Origin of the sequence: Rhodanobacter sp. OR87, assembly GCF_000473345.1 — a bacterium.
In the GTDB taxonomy this organism is placed as follows: Bacteria; Pseudomonadota; Gammaproteobacteria; order Xanthomonadales; family Rhodanobacteraceae; genus Rhodanobacter; species Rhodanobacter denitrificans.
In genome coordinates, this window is the sequence record NZ_AXBJ01000029.1 from 18,045 (window position 1) to 36,850 (window position 18,806).

General features: G+C 69.1%; 22 protein-coding genes. 13 read left to right on the forward strand and 9 right to left on the reverse strand.

Annotated elements, in window-relative coordinates:
• Positions 1–19 precede the first annotated feature (19 nt).
• Positions 20–364 carry a zinc ribbon domain-containing protein YjdM gene (locus tag RHOOR87_RS0116840; protein WP_027485693.1) on the forward strand — a complete coding sequence of 115 codons (345 nt, stop codon included), beginning with the start codon at positions 20–22 and terminating at the stop codon, positions 362–364.
• 7 nt (positions 365–371) lie between these two features.
• On the opposite strand, the gene RHOOR87_RS0116845 is transcribed toward RHOOR87_RS0116840, so the two are convergent.
• From RHOOR87_RS0116845 to RHOOR87_RS0116865, 5 genes are all read right to left on the reverse strand, one after another.
• Positions 372–1,880, reverse strand: coding sequence for a glycine betaine ABC transporter substrate-binding protein (locus RHOOR87_RS0116845; RefSeq protein ID WP_027485694.1), 1,509 nt, complete (start codon positions 1,878–1,880; stop codon positions 372–374).
• Positions 1,877–2,644, reverse strand: coding sequence for an ATP-binding cassette domain-containing protein (locus RHOOR87_RS0116850; RefSeq protein WP_027485695.1), 768 nt, complete (start codon positions 2,642–2,644; stop codon positions 1,877–1,879). Before RHOOR87_RS0116850 ends, RHOOR87_RS0116845 begins: the two co-directional genes overlap by 4 nt.
• 140 nt (positions 2,645–2,784) lie before the next feature.
• A complete protein-coding gene (locus RHOOR87_RS0116855; RefSeq protein WP_043795817.1) occupies positions 2,785–4,167 on the reverse strand; it encodes a GGDEF domain-containing protein in 1,383 nt (460 codons plus the stop codon).
• Between the two features lie 150 nt (positions 4,168–4,317).
• Positions 4,318–4,743: an organic hydroperoxide resistance protein gene (locus RHOOR87_RS0116860; protein ID WP_015448116.1), complete on the reverse strand. Its 426-nt coding sequence runs from the start codon at positions 4,741–4,743 to the stop codon at positions 4,318–4,320.
• A gap of 96 nt (positions 4,744–4,839) precedes the next feature.
• Positions 4,840–5,307 (reverse strand): MarR family transcriptional regulator, encoded by a 468-nt coding sequence (locus RHOOR87_RS0116865; RefSeq protein ID WP_027485697.1) that lies wholly within the window; start codon positions 5,305–5,307, stop codon positions 4,840–4,842.
• A 296-nt stretch (positions 5,308–5,603) separates the two neighbouring features.
• On the opposite strand from RHOOR87_RS0116865, the gene RHOOR87_RS0116870 reads away from it, so the two are divergent.
• Both RHOOR87_RS0116870 and RHOOR87_RS0116875 read left to right on the forward strand, forming a co-directional pair.
• Positions 5,604–6,074, forward strand: a complete 471-nt coding sequence (locus tag RHOOR87_RS0116870) for a hypothetical protein (protein WP_027485698.1) — start codon at positions 5,604–5,606, stop codon at positions 6,072–6,074.
• 89 nt (positions 6,075–6,163) lie between these two features.
• Positions 6,164–6,451, forward strand: coding sequence for an asparaginase domain-containing protein (locus RHOOR87_RS0116875; protein WP_027485699.1), 288 nt, complete (start codon positions 6,164–6,166; stop codon positions 6,449–6,451).
• Positions 6,452–6,620: 169 nt separating this feature from the next.
• Here RHOOR87_RS0116875 and RHOOR87_RS0116885 read toward each other — a convergent pair whose 3' ends face one another.
• Positions 6,621–7,160 carry a lipocalin family protein gene (locus tag RHOOR87_RS0116885; protein WP_027485700.1) on the reverse strand — a complete coding sequence of 180 codons (540 nt, stop codon included), beginning with the start codon at positions 7,158–7,160 and terminating at the stop codon, positions 6,621–6,623.
• A 66-nt stretch (positions 7,161–7,226) separates the two neighbouring features.
• Complete coding sequence (locus RHOOR87_RS0116890) at positions 7,227–8,867, reverse strand: Na+/H+ antiporter (RefSeq protein ID WP_007509227.1); 1,641 nt, start codon at positions 8,865–8,867, stop codon at positions 7,227–7,229.
• Positions 8,868–9,001: 134 nt separating this feature from the next.
• Between RHOOR87_RS0116890 and RHOOR87_RS0116895 the strand changes: the two genes are divergently transcribed.
• On the forward strand, positions 9,002–9,928 hold the full coding sequence (locus RHOOR87_RS0116895; RefSeq protein ID WP_027485701.1) for an ABC transporter ATP-binding protein: 927 nt from the start codon (positions 9,002–9,004) through the stop codon (positions 9,926–9,928).
• Positions 9,925–10,686, forward strand: coding sequence for an ABC transporter permease (locus RHOOR87_RS0116900; protein WP_027485702.1), 762 nt, complete (start codon positions 9,925–9,927; stop codon positions 10,684–10,686). The genes RHOOR87_RS0116895 and RHOOR87_RS0116900 overlap by 4 nt, the downstream gene beginning before the upstream one ends.
• A gap of 8 nt (positions 10,687–10,694) precedes the next feature.
• Here RHOOR87_RS0116900 and RHOOR87_RS0116905 read toward each other — a convergent pair whose 3' ends face one another.
• Positions 10,695–11,192: a hypothetical protein gene (locus tag RHOOR87_RS0116905; protein ID WP_027485703.1), complete on the reverse strand. Its 498-nt coding sequence runs from the start codon at positions 11,190–11,192 to the stop codon at positions 10,695–10,697.
• A 266-nt stretch (positions 11,193–11,458) separates the two neighbouring features.
• On the opposite strand from RHOOR87_RS0116905, the gene RHOOR87_RS0116910 reads away from it, so the two are divergent.
• The 3 genes from RHOOR87_RS0116910 to RHOOR87_RS0116920 all read left to right on the forward strand — a co-directional run bounded on the left by RHOOR87_RS0116910 (position 11,459) and on the right by RHOOR87_RS0116920 (position 14,379).
• Positions 11,459–12,310, forward strand: a complete 852-nt coding sequence (locus RHOOR87_RS0116910) for a DUF3014 domain-containing protein (RefSeq protein ID WP_027485704.1) — start codon at positions 11,459–11,461, stop codon at positions 12,308–12,310.
• Positions 12,311–12,522: 212 nt separating this feature from the next.
• On the forward strand, positions 12,523–13,635 hold the full coding sequence (locus tag RHOOR87_RS0116915) for an HD domain-containing phosphohydrolase (RefSeq protein ID WP_027485705.1): 1,113 nt from the start codon (positions 12,523–12,525) through the stop codon (positions 13,633–13,635).
• Positions 13,636–13,746: 111 nt separating this feature from the next.
• Positions 13,747–14,379, forward strand: coding sequence for a 2'-5' RNA ligase family protein (locus RHOOR87_RS0116920; protein ID WP_027485706.1), 633 nt, complete (start codon positions 13,747–13,749; stop codon positions 14,377–14,379).
• On the opposite strand, the gene RHOOR87_RS0116925 is transcribed toward RHOOR87_RS0116920, so the two are convergent.
• On the reverse strand, positions 14,370–14,825 hold the full coding sequence (locus tag RHOOR87_RS0116925; RefSeq protein WP_027485707.1) for a cupin domain-containing protein: 456 nt from the start codon (positions 14,823–14,825) through the stop codon (positions 14,370–14,372). The genes RHOOR87_RS0116920 and RHOOR87_RS0116925 overlap by 10 nt on opposite strands.
• Before the next feature lie 104 nt (positions 14,826–14,929).
• Here RHOOR87_RS0116925 and RHOOR87_RS0116930 point away from each other — a divergent pair, with 104 nt between their 5' ends.
• The 5 genes from RHOOR87_RS0116930 to RHOOR87_RS20050 all read left to right on the forward strand — a co-directional run.
• On the forward strand, positions 14,930–16,309 hold the full coding sequence (locus RHOOR87_RS0116930) for a nodulation protein NfeD (protein ID WP_027485708.1): 1,380 nt from the start codon (positions 14,930–14,932) through the stop codon (positions 16,307–16,309).
• Between the two features lie 37 nt (positions 16,310–16,346).
• Positions 16,347–17,123: a slipin family protein gene (locus tag RHOOR87_RS0116935; RefSeq protein ID WP_027485709.1), complete on the forward strand. Its 777-nt coding sequence runs from the start codon at positions 16,347–16,349 to the stop codon at positions 17,121–17,123.
• A gap of 62 nt (positions 17,124–17,185) precedes the next feature.
• Positions 17,186–18,007: an SAM-dependent methyltransferase gene (locus RHOOR87_RS0116940; protein WP_196806995.1), complete on the forward strand. Its 822-nt coding sequence runs from the start codon at positions 17,186–17,188 to the stop codon at positions 18,005–18,007.
• A gap of 140 nt (positions 18,008–18,147) precedes the next feature.
• The gene (locus tag RHOOR87_RS0116945; RefSeq protein ID WP_007509202.1) at positions 18,148–18,414 is read left to right on the forward strand and encodes a hypothetical protein; all 267 of its coding nucleotides are present in this window, start codon (positions 18,148–18,150) and stop codon (positions 18,412–18,414) included.
• Between the two features lie 210 nt (positions 18,415–18,624).
• Positions 18,625–18,806: transposase (locus RHOOR87_RS20050; protein WP_027485711.1), on the forward strand; the 182-nt coding region annotated here is incomplete at its 3' end.

Sequence of the window (18,806 nt, forward strand, 5' to 3'; positions counted from 1 at the left end):
GAACAACCAGGATCGACCGATGTCCGACATCCCCGCCTGCCCGCTGTGCGCGATGGAGAACACCTATCCGGACGGCGACAACTACGTGTGCGCCGACTGCGGTCACGAGTGGCCGATCGCGGCGAGTGTGCATGCGGGCGATGCCGCGCTGGTGGTGCGCGACGTCAACGGCAACGTGCTCAACAGCGGCGACACGGTGAGCGTGATCAAGGACCTGAAGGTGAAGGGGTCGTCGATCCCGCTGAAGCAGGGCACGCTGATCCGCAACATCCGTCTGGTCGACGGCGACGATGAGCACATCGAAGGCAGCTCGGACAAGATCAAGGGCCTGGTGCTGAAGGTGTGTTTCCTGAGGAAGGCCTGAGGCGGACCTATTGGCGCGCTTCGAGCCGCAGTCCGCGCGGCGTCAGCCGGCGCTCGACCAGTTCGAACAGGCCCTGCACCAGCAGCGCCAGCACGGCGGCCGGCACGGCGCCCTGCAGGATCAGGCCCACGTCGTCCAGCCGGATGCCGGTGAGGATCGGCTGGCCGTAGCCGCCGGCGCCGATCAGCGCCGCCAGCGTGGCGGTGCCCACGTTGATCACCGCCGCGGTCTTGATGCCGGCCAGGATCGAGCGCAGCGCCAACGGCAGTTCCACCCGGCGCAGCCGCACGCCGGGCGGCAGGCCCAGCGCGGCGGCGGATTCGCGCAATTCCGGCGCAATGCCGACCAGGCCGGCATGCGTGTTGCGCACGATCGGCAGCAGGCTGTACAGGAACAGCGCGGCGATCGCCGGCCAGGTGCCGATGCCGAGCAGCGGGATCATGAACACGAACATCGCCAGCGACGGCACCGTCTGCAGCACGCCGGTCAGGCCGATCAACCACTGGCCGAGACGCCGCCGCCGGGCCGCCAGGATGCCCAGCGGGATCGCCAGCAGTATCGCCAGCCCCAGCGAGATCGCCACCAGCTTGACGTGTTCGACGCTGCGCTGGAGCAGGTGCGGCCATAGCCCGCCGTCGTGGCCGTCCGCGTGGATGCCGAGGAAATCGGCGGCCACCACGTTTTCCTTCACGCCGCGCAGCTTCACCCGCGCGTTCATCGCGCGCATCGCGTCTTCGTCGATGCTGCCGACGAGCTTGTGCAGCACGCCGACGAAGGCCGGCGCGCTCTGCTCCAGCGCCAGGCGGTACAGGTAGACCGCGTCGTAGCGTGGAAAGTAATCGCGATCGTCGCGCAGCGTGCGCAGGTGGTAGTAGGGGATTTCCGCGTCGGTGCTGTAAAGGTCGATCGCGTCGACCGCGCCGCTGGCCAACGCGCGGTACGACAGCGCGTGGTCGAGGCCGCTCACGTTCGCCTGCGGCAGGCCGTAGCGTTGGCGCAGGCCGGGCCAGCCGTCGCCGCGATCCATGAACTCGTTGGAGAAGCCGAAGCGCAGGCCGGGGTGCTGCAGCAGGTCGGAAATGTCGGCGATGCCCAGCCGCGCGGCGACATCGCTGCGCATGCCGATTGCATAGCTGTCGCTGAAGCCGAGCGAGTCGGTGATGCCGATGCCCAGGGGTTTCAGTTGCGCGCGCAAGCTGGCGATATCCGCGTTCGCCGGCAGGCCTTTCAGCAGTTCCTGGGTAAGCGTGCCGGTGTACTCGGGGTAGGCGTCGATTTCGCCGTCGAGCAGGGCGCGCCACAGGATGCGGGTGCCGCCCAGTTCGCGCCGATGCACCGCCTCGACGCCGGCCTCGCGCGCGCCGGCCAGCGCCAGTTCGCCGAGGATCACCGACTCGGTGAACTGCTTGGAGCCGATCCGCACCGGTGCAGCCTGCGTCGGCGAGGGCAGCAGGCAGGCGCCCAGCAGCAGGCAAACGCCCAGCAGCATCGATGCAGGCGGCAGGCGGCGCATCACGGAGCCTCCGGCAGGCGCCGCTGCGCCGCGACGAAGCGGTTGACGAAGGCATCGGCGGGGTGCTCGCGCAGGTCGCGGAACGTCCCGTCCTGCAGCACGGCGCCCTGGCGCAGCAGCACCAGCCGTTCGGCGAACCACGCCGCTTCGGCGAGATCGTGGGTGACCACGATCACCGTCTTGCCGAGCTGGTCGAAGATCTGCTTCAGCTCGTCCTGCAGCTCGTGGCGCACCACCGGATCGAGCGCGCCCAGCGGCTCGTCCAGCAGCAGCGCGTCGGGATCGGCCATCAACGCGCGCATCAGCGCCACGCGCTGGCGCTGGCCGCCGGACAGTTCGGCCGGATAGCGCTCCAGCACGCCCGATGGCAGGTGAGTCAGCGCGGCGAGCTGCTCCGCGCGCTGGCGGATCCGCTCGCGATTCCAGCCGAGGTGGCGCGGCAGCAGGGCCAGGTTGCCCAGCGCGGTCAGGTGCGGGAAAAGGCCGCCGTCCTGGATCACGTAGCCGACCCGCCGGCGCAGCGGCAGTACGTCGGCGCGCTGCAGGGGGCGACCGTCGATCTCGACGTGGCCGTGGTCCGGCCACTCCAGGCCGAGCAGCAGGCGCAGTACGGTGGATTTGCCCGAGCCGCTGCTGCCGATCAGCGCGGTGGTGGTGCCGGCGGCGAACGCCAGGCTGACCGGTTCGAGCGCCTGCAGCCTGCCGTAGCGCTTGCCCGCCTGCACCAGCGCGAAGGCGGTGCCGCCGGCGGACTCAGCCGTGGACATGGCGCGTCATGGCAGCTCAACCTTCGCTTCGGTGGCGGGGAAACGGCGCGGGCGCGCGGGTGACGCCGCCGCGGCCGTGGTGCGCGCATGAGCCTAGCAGCAGGGCGGAACCGGCGGCTACCGGCGAGCGCCGCGGATTGCTATGGCGTGCCGCTTATCCGCGCCTGGTCGCCGCCCTGCCGCTTGGCGTCGTACATCGCGTCGTCGGCGCGCCGCAGCAGCTGCCTGGCGTCCTCGCCGTGGGTCGGATAGTGCGCGATGCCGATGCTCGCCGATACCTGCAGCCGGCCGCCGGCCAGCTCGAACGGCTGCCGCAGGGCGGCGCCGATCTTGGCGGCGACCGCGACCGCATGATCGGCGTGGCCGGCGTCGTTGAGCAGCACCACGAATTCGTCGCCGCCGATGCGGCCGACCGTGTCCGATTCGCGCACGCAGTGGCGGATGCGTGCCGCCACCTCGCGCAGCAGCAGGTCGCCGACGTCGTGGCCATGGTGGTCGTTGACCGGCTTGAACCGGTCCAGGTCGAGGTACAGCACGGCCAGCTGCTGCCGGTCGCGGCGGGCCCTGGCCAGCGCGGTGCGCAGCCGGTCGTGGAACAGGCCGCGGTTCGGCAGGCTGGTGAGCTGGTCGTGTTGGGCCAGGTATTGCAGCCGGGTCGCGCTCTTCTTGCGTTCGATCGCCGCGGCGATCTGGGTGGAGACGAACTGCAGCAGCGCCTTGTCCTGCTCGTTGTAGCGCAGCTCGCCGGAATAGCTCTGCACCACCAGCGCGCCGATCACGCCCTGCGGCCCGCCGAGCGGCACGCCGAGCCACTCCAGCGAATCGCGGCCGACGATCGGGCGCACCCGCGGCGGCAGTTCTATCCGGGTCTCCGGCGTCAGCAGCAGCGCCTGTCCGCTGCGGATCACCTCGCTGCTGAGCGTGCCGGAATCCAGGCTCTGCGTCGGCGGTGGCGGGTCGTGTTCGTCGACGAAGTAGGGGAAGCTCAGCTCGTCCTTGTCCGCGTCGTACAGGGCCACGAAGAAATTGTTGGCCGGCAGCAGTTCGCCGACGATGCGGTGGATGTGCCGGAACAGCGCCAGCAGGTCCTCCGCCGAGTGCGCCGCCTCGGAAATGGCATGCAGGGCCGCCTGCATCCGCTCGGCGTGCTTGAGCTCGGTGACGTCGCGCGCCACCGCGATCCGCACGCGATCTGCCTCCGACCAGCGCGCCGACCACATGATGTGGATGACCCGGCCGTCCTTGCGCACGTAGCGGTTCTGGAAATGCGGCTTGGGCTGGCCAGCCATGATCTCGTCCGCCGCCTGCAGGGTGCGCTCGCGGTCATCGGGATGGACCAGCCCGATCATCGGCCGCCCGATGACCTCTTCCGGCGCGTAGCCGAAGATGTGCTCGAAGGCGGCGCTGACGAAGAGGTAGCGGCCCTGGACGTCCACCACGCAGATCGCGTCGAGCAGGAGATCCATCACGCTGCTGAAGGTGAGGCCGGCGCCCGGCTCCGGCGGGGAAGGCGGTTGGTTCATGCGTATCTGTTCGAGCGTGATGCCGGGGGCGGTGATGCCGGTTCGAAGCTTATCCGGAATCCGCGCGGGAAATGTCTACGTGCCCCGGCACCACGCGCGGCAGTCGTTCGCGCCTTGGCCGGCCCTGGCGGCCGGCCAAGGCGCGGGCGCTCAGGCGATGGTCAGCGTGACGTCGATGTTGTTGCGGGTGGCGTTGGAGTATGGACACACGATATGCGCCTTCTGCACCAGCGCTTCGGCCTCGGCCCGAGGCAGGCCGGGGATCGAGATGGTCAGTTCGACCTCGATGCCGAAGCCGGTGGGGATCGGGCCGATGCCGACTTGGCCGGTCACCCGGGTATCGGCCGGCAGTTGCAGCTTCTGCTGGGCCGCCACGAACTTCATCGCGCCGAGGAAGCAGGCCGAGTAGCCGGCGGCGAACAGCTGTTCCGGGTTGGTGCCGTCGCCGCCGGCGCCGCCGAGTTCCTTCGGCGTGGTCAGCCGGACGTCGAGCACGTTGTCGGACGAGGTCGCGCGGCCGTCGCGGCCGCCGGTGGCCGTGGCCTTGGAGCGATACAGGACTTTTTCAATGGACATGGTGTGTCTCCTTACTTGGGGGTTGCGGGGTATTCCGATATGCATAGCTGGCTATGAAATAGCGCGCTATGTTTCTGCACAAATGAGCTGCGCGAGTCAGGCGGCATCGGACAGCTTGCCGCGAAGTGCCTGCAATTCCCGCTTCAGGTGCAGCAACTGGTCCGGCGTGCAGCGGGTGGCGCAGAACACCGACTCCTGCACCTTGCCGGCCTTCGCCTGCAGCGCCTTGCCGCGCGCGGTCAGCGAGACCACTACATGGCGCTCGTCGTCGCGCGAGCGCAGCCGCGTCACCCATCCCGCCGTCTCCAGCCGCTTCAGCAGCGGGGTGAGCGTGGCCGAGTCGAGGAACAGCCGCTCGCCGATTTCCGACACGCTGAGGCTTTCGTGCTCCCACAGCACCATCATTGCCAGGTATTGCGGGTAGGTGAGATCCAGCGGCTTGAGCAGCTTGCGGTAGACCTTGTTCATCGCCAGGCCGGCCGAGTACAGGGCGAAGCACAGCTGCGCGTCCAGCCGGGGCGTGGAGTCCGCGGCAGGCGTCGGCGATGTGCGGGGGGAGCTCATGGTTGAGCAATTTACATAGTGCGCAATTCAATTGCAAGCTATTTTCATCGAAAGGCTTCCGACACGGGCCGCTGGCGCCGCATCGCTCATGGTGGCGCGGCACGGCTCACGCGAGGGCAAATGATGTCCAGGCCGATCCCGTGTTTTGGCCCTGGCGCCGGTCATGGCGTTGCCGGCGCACCGGCGACAGGATGGCGATAGCCGCCGAAGCCGCCGAGGCCCCGGCGTGAACCTGCGGGTGATCACCCTTGCGACGCTGGGCGCCGCCTTCACGATGCTGGCCGGCGGCAACCAACGTGCCGGCGAAAGACACCTCCGGCACCTCGCCGCGCGAAGCGTTCGGCGCGGTCGACGCGTTGTTCGCGGCGAGGGCCGGGCATGACGTGGGCGCCTCGCGCCGGCTGATCCTGCCCGGCGCCCGTTTCGTGATGGTGCGGCCCGACGGCCGGGTGAGGATCGAGCCGGACCGCGGCTACCTGGAGGCGCTGGGCAAGCGCAAGGAAGCGTTCCGCGAGCGCATCCGGGCTGCGCAGGTGACAGTGCAGGGCAACCTCGCCCGGGTCTGGCGCCTGCGATTTCCACTGCGACGGCAAGCTGTCCCCTTGCGGCATCGACGGCTTCAGCCTGGTGCGCGGCAGCCACGGCTGGCGCATCGTCGGGGTCAGCTGGATCGTGCAGAAGCTGGGCTGCGGGCCAGGCCTGCGGGGCAAGGTGAAGTGGCCGGCCGTCTGCGCGGGAGCTTCGCCACGCGCCGGTGCACTCTTTGACAAGGCCTGCTTGTCGGGTTACCTGTGCGGCTTCTGCAAGCGGGGCGCTGCGTGATGGTGTGCTCCGCCAATGCCTGACAGGGTGGGACATGCGCCGAGTGACACTGATTGTCTGCGGGGGAACGATTGCCGGCCACGCCGACGTGGTCGGCCGTTTTCGTCCGACGGGCCATGCCGCCGAACTGCTGGCGGGGGTGCGGCTGCCAGCGGGGATCGAAGTCACCGCGACCGACGCGCTTACCGTGCCGAGCCGCGCGATGTCGCTGGCCAACGTGCTGCAGCTGGTCGAGCGCGTCGAGGCGCTCGCCGCCGGTGCGCAGCCGCCGGACGGCGTGGTGATCAGCCAGAGCACCGACACGCTGGAGGAAACCGCCTAGCTGTTCGCGCTGATGTGCGGCGCGCGCTTGCCGGTGGGCAACCTGTCGCCGCTCAAGGCGCGCCTGCGCCTGATCGTGGGCCTGGGGCTCGGGCTGGCGCCAGCGGCGATCTTTCCGCTCGACTGAGGCGCGGGCTGCGTTCGCCGGTTTTTCGTGATGCGTCCGGCGATCAATCCAGCGGCGCGGTCATGATCAGCTGGTCGACCGCGTAGCCGCGCTGGCGCGAGTGTTCCTTGAGGGTCTGGAACAGCGCGCGATCCATCGCGGGACGGCGCGAGAGTATCCACAGGTGCTTGCGCCCGGGGCTGCCGATCACGGCCCACCGGTAGTTGGCGTCCACCTCGATCACCCAGTAGTCGGCCCATGCCATCGGCAGCCAGGTCAGCCAGGCGGGCGCGAAGCGCACTTCCAGCGCCGCCGGCTGGTCGTCCTTCATCCGCGCCACGCCATCGACGGACATCCGGCCCTTGCTGGTGCGGCAGGTGTTGTGGACGTGGACGGTGCCGTCGGGGGTCGGCGTGTAGGTGGCGACGACGGCGTCCAGACACTTGCGCTCGAAGTACATCGGCAGGCGCGCGATCTCGTGCCACTGGCCGGCGTAGCGGTGCAGGTCCAGCGCCGGCACCGGCCGGTTCGGCAGGCTGGCGGCGGCAGCGGGCCAGGCAATGGCCAGGGCCGCGGTGGTCAGCAGCCGGTGCAACAGGTGCATGGTCGGGCTCCGTGGCTCGTGCGTGGCGTGGACAGGACGAAGGATCGCGGAACCCTCGCGCGTGGTCTAGCGGTAACGCGCTTCCTGCAGGTCGATCTCGCGCACCAGCCGGCGCGAGACCTCGTCGGAGATCTGGTAGTGGCGGGCCAGTTCGAAGATCGCCTCGCGCTGGCCCTGCAGCGCGGCCAGGCGCAGCTCGCGTTCAGCGGCGTCGGCCTTGCGCAGCTGCCGCGCCTCGTCCTCTCCGGAGGCGTCCTCGTCCAGCCAGTGCTGGTACAGCGCGATCACCCGGGTGGCTGCGCTGGTGTAGGTGTCGACTTCGCTGGCCGGAGCCCTTTCCAGCAGTTCGTGCTGGGTCTTCTCGACGGCGGCGATCGCCGCGGTGGCGGCGGCGCGGCGGGCCAGGTTTTCTTCGCGCTGCACCGCCGGTTCCGGCGGCAATTCCAGCCCCTTCAGCAGCGGCGGCAGGCCGATGCTGGCAGCCAGCAACGACAGCAGGATCACCGCGGTGGCGAGGAAGATCGCCAGTTCGCGCGCGGGGAAGGGCGTGCCGTCGGGCAGCAGCAGCGGCAGCGTCATCACGCCGGCCAGGGTGATCGCGCCGCGCACGCCGGCCAGCGAGGTGGCCAGCAGCAAGCGCCAGTGCAACCGGCTCACGGGGTGGCCGCGATGGCGCGCCTTGAGCACGTTCAGGCGCAGCGAGATCCAGGCCCAGGCCAGGCGCAGCAGCGCCAGCCCGACGTTGATCGCCAGCGCGTACACCAGCAGCCACCACGGGTTGCGATGGCCGCTCTGCGCCACCGACGCCACTGCGCCCTGCAGGCTGGCGGGCAACTGCTCGCCCAGCAGCACGAACATGATGCCGTTCAGGGCGAACTGCACCGTGTTCCATACCGCCGTGCGCTGCACCCGCGTGGTCGCCAGCAGGCGGCCGCTGAGTTCGACGTAGCTCATGGTGATGCCCGCCGCGACCGCGGCGAGGATGCCGGAAGCATGCACCTGCTCGGCGAGCAGGTAGGCACCGAACGGGATCAGCAGGCTGATCAGGATCGGCGAGCCGGCCTCCTGGCCGAAGTGCCGCGACAGCCAGCGCTGCGCGAAGCTCACCGCCACGGTGAACGCCACGCCGACGCCGAGCCCGACCAGCGCCACCCACAGGAAGGTCAGCGACGCGGACAGCAGCGAAAACCCGCCGGTCACCGCCGCCGCCACGGCGAAGCGGAAGCAGACCAGGCCGGTGGCGTCGTTGAGCAGCGATTCGCCTTCGAGGATGTGCATCAGCCGCCTCGGGATCGGCACGCGCGCGGTGATCGACGACACTGCCACCGGATCGGTCGGCGACACGATCGCCGCCAGCGCGAACGCCACCGCCAGCGGCATCGCCGGGATCAGCCAGTGGATCAGGAAGCCGGCGCCGAGCACGGTGGCCACCACCAGGCCCAGCGCCAGCGCCAGGATCGCGCCGCGGTCGCGCAGCAGGCCGTCCTTGGGGATGCGCCAGCCGTCGAGGAACAGCAGCGGCGGCAGGAACAGCAGGAAGAAGATGTCCGGGTCGAGCGCCACGCCGTGCTTGAACACGCCGGCGATCACCGCGCCCAGCCCGATCTGCACCAGCGGCAGCGGCAGCGAGAACGGCAGCATGCGGACCAGGTAGCCGCTGCCGACCACGGCCAGCAGCATGGCCAACGCTACTTCGATCGAGTTCATGAGGTGTTCCGGGCACGCTGGTGACCTTAGCAACACGGTGGCCGCTGCGTCGAGCGGCGCGGCGACGACATGCCAACGGCGACATGGCATACCATCGACGCTCCGCGCGGCCGATCCGTTCCCCAGGAGATCGCATGCAGCCGATCATCACCGTTCGCCAGCTCGGCAAGACCTACGCCTCCGGATTCCAGGCGCTGAAGCGGATCGACCTGGAGATCCGCCGCGGCGAGATCTTCGCCCTGCTCGGTCCCAATGGCGCCGGCAAGACCACCCTGATCAGCATCATCTGCGGCATCGTCAACCCCAGCGAGGGCAGCGTGCTGGCCGACGGCCACGACGTCGTGCGGGACTACCGCGCGGCACGCACGAAGATCGGCCTGGTGCCGCAGGAGCTGACCACCGACGCGTTCGAGACGGTGTGGAACACGGTCAGCTTCAGCCGCGGCCTGTTCGGCAAGGCGGCGAACCCGGCGCACATCGAGAAAGTGCTGAAGGACCTCTCGCTGTGGGAGAAGCGCAACGACAGGCTGATCACTTTGTCCGGCGGCATGAAGCGGCGCGTGATGATCGCCAAGGCGCTGTCGCACGAGCCGCAGATCCTGTTCCTGGACGAGCCTACCGCGGGCGTCGACGTGGAACTGCGCCGCGACATGTGGGCGATGGTGCGCGCGCTGCGCGCCAGCGGCGTCACCATCATCCTGACCACCCATTACATCGAGGAGGCCGAGGAGATGGCCGACCGGATCGGGGTGATCCACAAGGGCGAGCTGATCCTGGTCGAGGACAAGGCCGAGCTGATGGCCAAGCTCGGCCGCAAGCAGCTGACCCTGCACCTGCAGAGTCCGCTGGAAAGCATTCCCGCCGCGCTGGCCGGCTACCCGCTGAAACTGTCGGCCGGTGGACGGCAGCTTGTCTACACCTTCGACGCGCAGGGCGAGCACACCGGCATCGACGTGTTGCTGCGCCGGCTCGGCGAGGCGGGCATCGACTTCAAGGACCTGCAGACCCGGCAGAGTTCGCTGGAGGACATCTTCGTCAGCCTGCTGAGGGAACGCGCATGAACATCTACGCGATCCGCGCGATCTACCGCTTCGAGATGGCGCGCGCCTGGCGCACCCTGCTGCAGAGCATCGTCTCGCCGGTGATCTCCACCTCGCTGTACTTCGTGGTGTTCGGTGCGGCGATCGGCTCGCACATGAAAGGGATCGACGGAGTCAGCTACGGCGCGTTCATCGTGCCGGGGCTGATCATGCTGTCGCTGCTGACGCAGAGCATCTCCAACGCGTCGTTCGGCATCTACTTCCCGAAGTTCGTCGGCACGATCTACGAGATCCTGTCGGCGCCGGTGTCGCCATTCGAGATCGTCGCCGGCTACGTCGGTGCGGCGGCGAGCAAGTCGGTCATCCTGGGCCTGATCATCCTGGTCACCGCGCGGCTGTTCGTGCCGTTCCAGATCGGGCATCCGCTGTGGATGCTGACGTTCCTGCTGCTCACCGCGGCGACCTTCAGCCTGTTCGGCTTCATCATCGGCATCTGGGCGGACAACTTCGAGAAGCTGCAGCTGGTGCCGCTGCTGGTGGTGACGCCGCTGACCTTCCTCGGCGGCAGCTTCTATTCGATCCACATGCTGCCGCCGTTCTGGCAGAAGGTCACCCTGTTCAATCCGGTGGTGTACCTGATCAGCGGTTTCCGCTGGAGTTTCTACGGCGTCGCCGACGTCGGCGTGGGCGTCAGCGTGGGCATGACCCTGGTGTTTCTCGCGATCTGCCTGGCCGCAGTGTGGTGGATCTTCCGCAGCGGCTACCGGCTGAAGGCTTGAGCGGATTGTCAGGTCAGCACGGTATGCGCGTGGAACGGCAGCGGCGTGGCGCCGGTGCGCGCCACGGCGGGCTCGGCCACGCCGAGCTGGTCCTTGCTGGCGTCGATCACCACCAGGATGCGGCCGGCGGCGATCTCGTCCTTGAACCGGCGGCTGACCACGTCGGGCACCTCGAAGCCGACCATCTCGCCGATGCAGGTGCCGAACGCGGCGCCGGCGACGGTCATCGCCGCGGCACCGGCCAGCGTCACGCCCAGCGGTGGCACGGCGGCCGCGGCCAGCCCGAGCAGCAGGCCGGTACCGCCGCCGCAGACGCCGCCGCGCACGGCGGCGGGGTAGAAATCGTTGCGGCCCTGCATCAGGTGGTCGGGGATCTTCTCCAGCTCGATGTCCTCGCGGGCGACCAGCGAGATGTCGCCGTCGTCGACGCCGGCGGCGCGGGCCGCCGCCATCGCGGCGCGTGCCGCGGTCAGGTCGGGCGTGCTGAATACGCATCGGGTTTTCATGGGGCGTACCTCCACCTCCGGCATGGCGCCCGCCGCGCGGATGGCGCCGATCGGCCCGGGGTATCCGCATGGGCGAGGCGGGTTTGCGCGGTTCATCGTTTAGCGTTTGTGGCGTTGTCGCGGCGTGACCTGGTTGTTATCGCCGGCCGCGGCGGCAGCGCCGGTCCGGCCAGCTGCTAGGGTAAGTCGTGCCGGCGCGAACAGCCGTGATGAACGAATCGCGCACAGGCCAGTCAAAAACGGACACTCGACGCAAGGGAGTCATCGTGGGCAAGCAGACATCGACAGGCGGCTGGATCGTGGCGGTGGTCGTGGTGGCGGCCGTCGTGGGGGCGGGGGCCTATCTCGCGCGCAAGGCCATGCACGCCGGTGCACCACCGCCGGCGGTACCGGCAAGCTCGGCATCGGCTGCCGCGCCGCCGGTCGAGCCGGCGATCCGGCATCCGATCGAACAGGCGCAGATCGCGCCCGCAACGGCATCGACCAGCGCCTTGCCGGCGCTGGACGACAGCGACGCTGGCGTGGCCGCCGCGCTCGCTGCGCTGGGTGGTGGCGACGTGTCCGCGTTGCTGGTGCCACAGCAGATCATTGCCCGTCTCGTGGCGACCGTCGATGCGCTGCCGCGCCACGACGGGCTGGCCGCGTTCACGCTGCCGGCGCGGGTGCCGAAGGGCGCTTTCGCGGTCGACGAGGCCGGCGGCGCCACGCTGCTTGGTGAACGGAACTACGCACGCTATACGCCGTATATGCAGGTCGTCGACGCCGTCGATCCGCAGGCGCTGGTGGCCTGGTACGTGCACGCCTATCCACTGTTCCAGCAGGCCTATCGGCAGCTGGGTTATCCGACGGGCTATTTCAACGATCGCCTGGTGGTGGCGATCGACGACCTGCTGGCCGCGCCGGAGCCGGCCACGCCGCTGGCCGTGGTGCGTTCGAAGGCGTTCTACGTCTACGTCGATCCCGCACTGGAAGCGCGCTCGACCGGGCAGAAGCTGCTGTTGCGTGTGGGGCCGGCCAACGAGGCGAAGATCAAGGCCAAGCTGCGTGCGATCCGCACGGCGCTGACCGGCCAGACGCTGCCGGTCGCGCCGACCGCGGCGAACACCGCCGGCGGCTGATGGCTCCGCGGGAACCGGCGCGGATCTGCGCCGGTTGGGGGTAACCGGTCTTCGGCTCAAGTTTCCGTGCGCCCGGCCGATCTGCCATGTACGGGACCGCGGGGCCAGCGGGCGGTGTGCGGGGGCGCACTGCGGGAACGATGGGGTTCGGGGCGGCGCCGCCAGGCAATCGCCCCGTCCGACGGCTTTCCGGTCGGTTCGCGAGGTTCGATGTGCCCAGGCGCCTTATCCACCCGTCGGAACTGCAGGTGGGCCAGCCGTTGCCCTGCAATGCCTACGACGGCAAGGGCACGTTGCTGCTGTGCGAGGGGCACGTGATCACCAGCGACGGGCAGATCGAGAAGCTGATGCGGCAGGCGCTGATGGCGGACGCGCGCCCCGGCGTTTCCGCGAAGGAGCCAGCCAGGGCCTCACCGCTGGCGCTGGTGCTCGCGGTCCGACGGCATCTGCAGGCACTGCTCGACGCGCCGTCGCCGGCGGATTTTCCGGCGCAGGTGTCGCGCATGGCCGGCATGCTGCGGCGCGCCTGCAGGCTGAACGCGGACGTGGCGCTGGCCTCGATCCTGATGCGCCGCGAGGGCCTCTACAGCATCCGCCACGCCGTCAACGTGGCGGTTGCCTGCCAGATCGCGGGAGCGGCGATGCAGCTGGCTCCGGCGGAGCTGGCGGCGACGACGGCGGCGGCGTTGACGATGAATATCGGCATGTTCCAGCTGCAGCAGCAGTTGCAGGCCCAGGGCGGGCCGCTCACCGACGCACAGCGGGCCGCGGTCCGTGGCCATTGCGAACGCAGCGTCGCGCTGCTGCGCGGGCACGGGGTGACCGATGCCCTGTGGCTGGACATCGTGCAGGATCACCACGAGCGCCCCGACGGCAGTGGCTATCCCGCCGGCAAGGCGGGCGACGCGATCGGCCTGCCGGCCCAGCTGCTGTCCCTGGCGGACGTGTACTGCGCACGGGTGGCCTGTCGCGATTCGCGCCCGGCGATGCCGCCGAATGTGGCGCTGCGCTGGCTGTTCCTGAACGAAGGCGCGACCATAGACGAGCATCTGGCGGCGCGGTTCATCAAGGCGCTGGGCGTGTATCCCCCCGGCACCGGTGTGCGCCTGTACAACGGCAGCATCGCCGTGGTCACCCAGCGCGGCGCGACCGGGCACATGCCGAAGGTGGCCTCGATCACCACCCGGGACGGTCTGCGCGTCGGCGTGCCGATACGCCGGCGCGGCGACGAGCCGGCCCATGCGGTCAGCGCGGTGGTCGACCTCGATGAGCTGCAGCTGGCGGTGGGCATGGAGGCATTGTGGGGCGCGGACGGCGTCGAGTGAAACCGCCGGCGATGCATTGACGCCGCGGTGAGCCTGCTGTGGCATCCTCGTCGGCCACGCGGGCAGGATGTCGATTCCGCCCGGCCACGCCTTTCACGCCCGGCACGCGCCATGACCACGCGAACGCATTCCCCCGGCCCGTTGCAGGCCGATCTGCTCGGCGGCGACGCAGGCGGATCCGTGCCGATGCATCGCCTGTTCCTCGCGTTGCTGCCGGATGCGGCGACGCGTGCGCGGCTGGCACAGGCAGCGGCCGTGCTCAAGGCCGGCCGGCCGGACCTGCGTGCGCGCTGGGTGAACCCTGCGCGCTACCACGCCACGCTGCATTTTCTGGGCGACCATGCGCTGTTGCGGCAGGATGTGGTCGACGCGGCGCTGGCTGCCGCAGGCGGCGTGCACATGGCGCCGTTCGCCTGGGTGCTGCGCGAGGCGGCCAGCTTCCAGGGCCGGCAGCCGCCGTGCGTCCTGCGCAGCGCGCACGTGCCGGAGCCGCTGCAACGCCTGTGGCATGACCTGCGCCGTGCGCTCGTGCTGGCCGGGCAGGGGCGCCATGTCGCACGCCACTTCACCCCGCATGTCACCATTGCCTACAGCCAGGGCGCGCGGCTGGCCAGCACGCCGATCACGCCCGTGACATGGCCGGTCGAACGGTTCGCGCTGGTTCACGGCGTGGTTGGTCAGCCGGACTACCAGGTGCTGGCAGAATGGCCGCTGCAGGACGACAGCGCTGGAGTTCAGGCGTAGGGTGTTCCGTCCTTGTGCGAGAAACGGTCCGCGCCGCGTTCCAGATGCAGGTCGATGTCGGGATAGGTGCAGGTGTCCTCGTTCGAGCGCGAGCCGACCTCCAGGTAGACGGCCATCCCCGCGCTGCGATTGGTCAGGTGATGGCCGTCGGCGACGTTGCGCGGAAACGCCGCACAGTCGCCGGCGCGCAGCAACTGTTCGCCGGCGTCGCTGACCAGCACCAGCTCGCCCGCCAGCACGTAGACGAATTCGTCCTCGTGCGAATGCCAGTGGCGCTGGCTGGACCAGGCACCGGCCGGCAAGTGGGTGAGGTTGACGCCGAAGTCGGTCAGGCCGCCGGCGTCGCCCAGCGCCTGCTTGCGGCGTTCGCCGGCGAACGCTGCATAAGGCGGCGGATAGCCGGAGCCCTTGCGTTCCGGGACGGTAGCTATATCGATTTTTGGCATGACGGTTTCCTTGGAAGGGCTGTCGGAAGTTGCGATTGACGAGTTTGCGCGCCGTCCGCGCTAGGATGGCTGCGTCGATGACGAATCGGCGGGAGGCGGGTCCGATGAAGCGCGGGTCGAGGGTGGCATGGATCATGTTCTGCTGCATGCTGCCGGCGCTCACGGTGCTGGCGGCGGCGATCGGCCAACCCGTGGCCCGGCCGATGGTGGCGCAGATCGCCCTGGACGGTCCGATCGGTCCGGCTGCCGCCGAATACTTCGACGACGCCTCGAAACGCGCCGTCGCCGATGGCGCGGCGGCGATCGTGCTGCGCCTGGATACGCCCGGCGGGCTGGCCGATTCGATGCGGCAGATCATCGCCGGCATGCTGGCCAGCAAGGTGCCGGTGCTGGTGTACGTCGCTCCCGCCGGTGCCCGGGCCGCTTCGGCCGGCACTTACATCCTGTATGCGGGGCAGATCGCCGCGATGGCGCCGGCTACCCACCTGGGCGCGGCGACGCCGGTGGCGCTGGGCGGCGGCAGGCCCATGCCGCTGCCGAAGGCCGGCCGGCAGCCGGCGTCGGCCACCACGACGGCGGATGACCAGACGGCTGCCGACGATGCGGAATCGCACAAGGCCATGAACGATGCGATCGCCTACATCCGCTCGCTGGCGCAGTTGCGCGGGCGCAACGCGGCCTGGGCCGAGCAGGCCGTGCGCGGCGCGGCTACGCTGACCGCCAGCGAGGCCGCCCAGCAGCAGGTGATCGATTTCGTGGCGGCGGACGTGGCCGAGCTGCTGGCCAGGGCGGACGGACGCAAGGTACGTGTGGGTGAGCGCGACGTCACGCTGCAGCTCAAGGGTGCGTTCGTGCGCGAGTACGCGCCCGGTGCGCGCACGCGCTTCCTGGCGATCATCACCAACCCCACCATCGCCTACCTGCTGCTGCTGGCCGGCATCTTCGGGCTGGCGCTGGAAGCGATGCATCCAGGCGCGATGCTGCCCGGCATCGCCGGCGGCATCTGCCTGCTGGTCGGCCTGTACGCGCTGCAGCTGCTGCCGGTGAACTACGCCGGGCTGGCGCTGATGGCGCTGGGCGTCGGCCTGCTGGTGGCCGAGGCGGCCAACCCCAGCGTGGGTGCGTTCGGCGTCGGCGGGCTGGTGTCGTTCGTGACGGGCTCGGTGATGCTGATGAACACCGGGGTGCCGGGCTATGGCGTCAATCTCGGCGTGATTGCCGGCATCGCGGTGTGCGCGGCGGGGCTGCTGGCCCTGATCGTGTGGCTGGTGTTCCGTTCGCGCCGCGCCCATCCGGTTACCGGCGATGCGGCGATGCTGATGGATACCGGCGAACTGCTGGAGCCGGTGAGCGCCGGCGGCGAGGCCTGGATGCTGGTGCGCGGCGAGCGCTGGCGCGTGCGTTGCGATACCGCCTTGCCGGCCGGCGCGCGGGTGCGCGTGGTGTCGCGGCAAGGCTTGCTGTTGCAGGTCGAGCCGGCATGAGCCGGTGCGGCCATTTCATGAAAGGCTGGAGATGATCATGTTCGGATTCGTCGGTGTTCTGGTAATCCTCGGCGCGTTGCTGCTGTTCTCCGCGGTGAAGATCCTGCCGGAGTACCAGCGCGGCGTGGTGCTGACGCTGGGCCGCTACACCGGCACCAAGGGGCCCGGGCTGGTGCTGCTGGTGCCGTTCGTGCAGCGGATGATCCGCGTCGACCTGCGCGTGACCGTAATGGACGTGCCGCCGCAGGACGTGATCTCGCGCGACAACGTCTCGGTGCGCGTGAACGCGGTGGTCTACTTCCGCGTGGTGGAGCCCGACAAATCCGTGCTGCAGGTGGAGAACTTCCTGCAGGCCACCAGCCAGCTGGCGCAGACCCGGCTGCGCTCGGTGCTGGGCCAGCACGAGCTGGACGAGATCCTGTCGCAGCGCGATTCGATCAACCACACCTTGCAGACCATCCTCGACGAGGCCACCGACCCGTGGGGGATCAAGGTTGCCAACGTGGAGATCAAGGACGTCGACCTCAACGAAACCATGGTGCGCGCGATCGCCCGCCAGGCCGAGGCCGAGCGCGAACGCCGCGCCAAGGTGATTCACGCCGAGGGCGAGATGCAGGCCGCCGAGAAGCTGCGCGATGCCGCCGCGATGCTGTCGCAGCAACCGCAGGCGCTGCAGCTGCGCTACCTGCAGACGCTGGCCGACATGTCCAACAACGGCAAGTCATCGACCATCGTGTTCCCGCTGCCGCTGGACCTGATCAAGCCGCTGATGGAGGCGTTTCCGGCGAAGGCCGATCCGGCACCGAACCACTGAACTGGCGCCGCCGTCCGGGGCGGGTGAATAATGCCGCTTCCCGTCAAGACGAGCGACCCACCATGGATGCAGCACCTTCACCCGGCAGCCTGGTCTGCGTGGGCCTGGGCATGACCCTGGGCTCGCACCTCGGCCCGCTGGCGCGCAGCTACATCGAGCAGGCCGACGTGGTGTTCGCCGGGCTCTCCGACGGCATCGTCGAGATGTGGTTGCACAAGATGCATGCGGACGTGCGCAGCCTGCAGCCGTACTACCGCGAGGGCAAGTCGCGCATGCAGACCTACCGCGAGATGGTCGAGGCGATCCTCACCGAGGTGCGTGCGGGCAAGCGGGTGTGCGGCGTGTTCTACGGCCATCCCGGCGTGTTCGCCTGGGCACCGCACAAGTCGATCGAGGTCGCCCGCAGCGAAGGCTACGAGGCGCACATGGAACCGGGCATCTCGGCCGAGGACTGCCTCTACGCCGACCTCGGCATCGACCCGGGCCGCTACGGCTGCCAGCACTTCGAGGCCAGCCAGCTGCTGTTCTACAAACGCAGGATCGACCCGGCCGCCTACCTGGTGCTGTGGCAGGTGGGCCTGGTCGGCGACCAGTCGCTGGCGCGCTTCTCTACCGGCCCGGCCTACCGCGAACTGCTGGTCGAGGTGCTCTCGCGCGACTACCCGCTGAACCACGAGATCACCATCTACCGCGGCGCCACCTTGCCGATCCAGCAGCCGCGGATCCGCCGGATCCGGCTGGCCGAGCTGCCGCAGGCGGAAGTCGGCATGGAAGACACTGTGGTGCTGCCGCCGGTCGGCCCGCTGCAGCCCGACCTGGAAATGCGCGCGCGGCTGGACGCGCTGGACAAGGTGGAAATCAAGCAGGATGCCGGCGTTTTGTGAACGAGTCGGCAAGTTGCCGTTGGCGTCGTCCCTAGGATGAATCGGCGCGGTTTGAAGCCTCGCTGCGGGGTAAACCCTTCCACCCCGCAATCAGGCCAGTCGCGCCATTCCAATCCATTGACTATTCCGGGAGATACGCCATGTCGAACATCATCGATTTTCTTGAGAACGTCGGGCAGAACGCCAGCTTGCGCTATGCTTCCGCCGGGGACATGCAACGCATGCTGGTCCATAGCCAGCTCGATCAGGATATCAAGGAGGCTGTGCTGGCCAAGGACCAAGAACGGCTGACTGCGCTGGTGGGGGCACAGAATGTATGCTGCTTGTTGGTTCCTGCACAGGTAAGGTGTTTGCTTGTTCCCGGGATCAACGACGAAGACGAGTACTACCACGAACAGCGTGCTTGAACCGGAATGGCCTCGCTGGCGCATGGCGCCAGCGAGGCAGTGTTCCCCGAGACGCTGACCAAGCCAACAACAGTCGGGGGGAATGCATATGTCGGATGTTGTCGAGTTTCTTGAAAGGACCTGATTAGCGACGACGCTCAGCCGACTGTCGCGTGATGTGAGACGTGCGCGGCGGAGGCTCAGTGCCATGTTACGAGGCGGAGAACCGGCATGGCCATGAACCAAGTGCAGTTCCAGTCGGGGTTGTCGATGGCGCAGTTCATCCGGCGCTACGGCACGGAGGCGAGGTGCTACCGGGCGCTATACCGGGCGCGCTGGCCGCAGGGGTTCCGCTGCCCGAGGTGCAACAGCCGGCCACGCTCGCGGTTTCGCCGCGCGGGCCGGGTGTACTA